Genomic DNA, 3,328 nt, shown 5'->3' on the forward strand with positions numbered 1-3,328 from the left:
CCGGCGGGGCGCGCCTTCGCCGAGAGCGCGCTGGACCGCGAGACGGCCGACGAGGGCGAGGTGGACTGCGGGGTGGCGCCGCAGGAGGAGGCGGCCGACGACGCGCGCGACTTCGAGGTCCCCCAGGCCGCGGCGGACGACGCCGACCGCGGCGGCGGGCGGAAGCTCGCGCTCTGCATCGGGATCAACGCCTACCCCGGCAACCTGCGCCTGGGCGGCTGCGTGGCCGACGCGAAGCTCTGGGCGCGGCGGCTGGCCGAGGTGGGGTTCCAGGTGCGGCTGCTGCTGGACGCGCAGGCCACCAAACAGGGGATGGTCGCCGCCATCCGGCAGCTGGTGGACGAGAGCCGCCCCGGCGACGTGGTGGTGCTCCAGTACGCGGGGCACGGCACCCAGTTCCGCGACGAGGACAGCGACGACGAGGACCGGCAGGACGAGGCGCTGGTGCCGGTGGACTGCAACCAGGGCGGCTTCCTCCTCGACGACGAGCAGTTCGCCCTCTTCAGCCGCCTCCCCGCGGGCGTCTCCTTCACCTGCATCTACGACTGCTGCCACTCGGGGTCGATGTCGCGCGCCGCGCTGCAGAGCGCCTTCGCCGCCGCGGCCGACGGCGAGCCGGTGCGGTCGCGCTTCATGGACCCCACGCCGGAGATGTGGGAGGCGTACCGCCAGCAGAAGGCCGCCTCGCGCGACGCGGGCGGAGCGCGGGCCCTGCGCGACCGCGAGTCGAGCCGGGTGGTGGCGTTCTCGGCCTGCCGCGACGACGAGGTGGCGCTGGAGCGCGGCGGCAACGGCGTCTTCACCCGCCACGTCTCGGCGCTGGTGCGCGACGCCGTCCGCAACCGCCTGAGCAACGCCGACTTCCAGCGGCGGCTCCTGGCCGCCTTCCCCGAGCCCAGCCAGCACCCGGGGCTCGACACCGCCACGCCCGCCCTCAGGCGGCCGTTCCTGGGCGCCGCAACGCGCGAGGCGGGCGGCGGCGCCCAGGAGACGCCGCCCCTGGTGGCGGTGCCGAGCGGCAGTTCGGGGTCGGCGGCGCCGGCGGCCCCGGCGGGGGCGAACGGCTCGTGGCTGGAGGCGTTCGTGAAGAGCCTCCTCCCCCAGCAGCGCGAGGTGCTGCGCGAGCTCCTGGGCGCCCCCGAGGCGGAGGCCTGAGATGCCGGACGCACCGGGCCCCGCCACCACCCCGGCCGCGTCCGCGGTGGCCCAGGGCCGCCCCGGCGACGGCGGCGGGGGCGGGGGCGAGGGCGTCACCGAGGTGCTCCTGGCCGGGGGGCCGCCTCCCGGCCAGGAGGAGGAGGCGCTCGGCTTCAGCATCGGCAAAGGCGTGGAGCGCGGCGCCCGGGGGCTGCCGTACGAGCGCCGCCCCGACGACCCGCTGTACCGCCCCTTGAGGATCTACACCCTGGACCCCGCCGCCTCGCGGCTGGAGGGGGCGGTGGCGGTGGTCAACGTCCCCTACGAGCCGCTGGGGCCGGGGCCCACCGGGTACGTGCTGCGCGTGGACCCGCGCGACGCCGGCACGCTGGAGCGCTACCGGGCGGTGGACCTGGACGACCCCGACGCGCTGATCCGGAGCGGCCGGGCCGCCTCGCCGTCGGACCCGCGCTTCCACCAGCAGATGGTGTACGCCGTCTGCAGCCTGGTGTACGCCGCCTTCCGCCACGCCCTGGGCCGCCACGTGGCCTGGGGCTTCGACGCCCCCGACGGCGACGACCGCACGCGCCTGGTGATCGTCCCGCACGGCGGCGAGGCGAGGAACGCCTGGTACGACCCCGACCGCGGCGAGCTGCGCTTCGGCTACTTCCGGGCGGGGGAGAAGGTGGCCGGGCGCAACGTCCCCGGCGGCTACGTCTTCACCTGCCTCTCGCACGACGTGGTGGCGCACGAGGTCACGCACGCCCTGCTGGACGGCTTGCGGGCCCGGTTCAACGTCCCCACCGGGCCCGACGTGCTGGCGTTCCACGAGGGGTTCGCCGACCTGGTGGCCATCTTCCAGCACTTCAGCTACCCCGAGGTGGTGCGCGCCGCCATCCGCGGCTCGCGCGGGGACCTGGGCCAGGCCGCCCTGCTCACCGACCTGGCGCGGCAGTTCGGGCACACCACCAGCGCGGGGGAGGACCGGTCGCTGCGCACGGCGATCGAGCTGGACGAGAAGGGCGGGGTGAAGCCGCGCCGCTACGACCCCGCGATGGAGGAGCACGAGCTGGGCTCGGTGCTGGTCTCGGCCGTCTTCGACGCCTTCCTCACCGTCTACCGGCAGAAGACGAAGCGGTACGTGCGGCTGGCCACCGGCGGCAGCGGCATCCTGGCCGGCGAGCCCTCGGCCGACCTGCAGGAGGTGCTCGCCGAGGCGGCCAGCAAGCTGGCCGGCCAGTTCCTCACCGTGCTGATCCGCGCCATCGACTACTGCCCGCCGGTGGACGTGGAGCTGGGCGAGTTCCTGCGCGCGGTGATCACCGCCGACTACAACCTGGTCCCCGACGACCCCTGGGGGTACCGCGAGGCGTGGATCGACGCCTTCGGCCGGCACGGGATCTACCCCAACGCGGTGCGCAGCCTGGCCGAGGACGAGCTGCTCTGGCGGGCGCCGGAGCCGGCGATCGACCCGGTGGAGGCGCTCAGCTTCGGGAACCTGCGCTTCCGGGGCGACCCGGCGTGCCCCGCCAGCGCGGACGAGCTGCGCACGCAGGCCGTGGCGCTGGGGAAGATGGTGGTGGCGCACCCGGCGCAGTTCGGCCTGGCGCGGGACGGCGACCCGGGGCTGCACGGCGACCGGGTCGACCGGCCGCGGGTGGAGTCGATCCGCTCGTCGCGGCGGGTGGGCCCCGACGGGCAGGTGGTGTTCGACCTGGTGGCCGAGGTCACGCAGCGGCGCCGGGTGGACAGCCCCGCCGGCTCGTTCCCGATGTACGGCGGCGCCACGGTGATCCTGGGCCCGCACGGAGAGGTGCGCTACGCCGTCACCACCAACGTCACCAGCGAGCGGCGCTGGCTGCGGCAGAGCCAGTACGTGCGCGAGCGGGGGAGGCGGCTCTGGGAGCCCGGCCCCAGCGGGCTCCTGAAGCCGCGGGGGAGCTTCTTCCGGATGCTGCACGGGGAGTGAGTGCGTGAGTGCGAAAGTACGAAAGTGCGAAAGTCCTGAACCCCGGGCACGATCGGCGTTCAGGACTTCGCACTTCATGATGTCATCCTGAGGCCCAGACTGTGTCAAAACTGTCTCCTGCGAGGTAAATTGCTGGCGATCCCACAGCCAGCCAGGGAGCGAGCATGGGCTACATCACCGGGGTTGACCGGGATCAGCAGGTGCTGTTTCCGGAGACGCTGG

The 3,328-nt window shown here is 74.5% G+C and carries 2 protein-coding genes; both read left to right on the forward strand.

Translation table 11 applies throughout. The annotated features are described in order from the left end of the window. The coding region (locus tag VF746_29690) for a caspase family protein (protein ID HEX8696628.1) at positions 1-1,155 on the forward strand (1,155 nt) is incomplete at its 5' end. 1 nt (position 1,156) lies between these two features. After that, a complete protein-coding gene (locus VF746_29695; protein HEX8696629.1) occupies positions 1,157-3,106 on the forward strand; it encodes a hypothetical protein in 1,950 nt (649 codons plus the stop codon). The last annotated feature ends 222 nt before the right edge of the window (positions 3,107-3,328 follow it).

Source organism: Longimicrobium sp. (assembly GCA_036389795.1).
Lineage (GTDB): Bacteria > Gemmatimonadota > Gemmatimonadetes > Longimicrobiales > Longimicrobiaceae > Longimicrobium.

Excerpts from the sequence above, each read along its gene's own strand:
- VF746_29695 (HEX8696629.1), top strand. The coding sequence starts at position 1,157 with ATGCCGGACGCACCGGGCCCCGCCACCACCCCGGCCGCGTCCGCGGTG.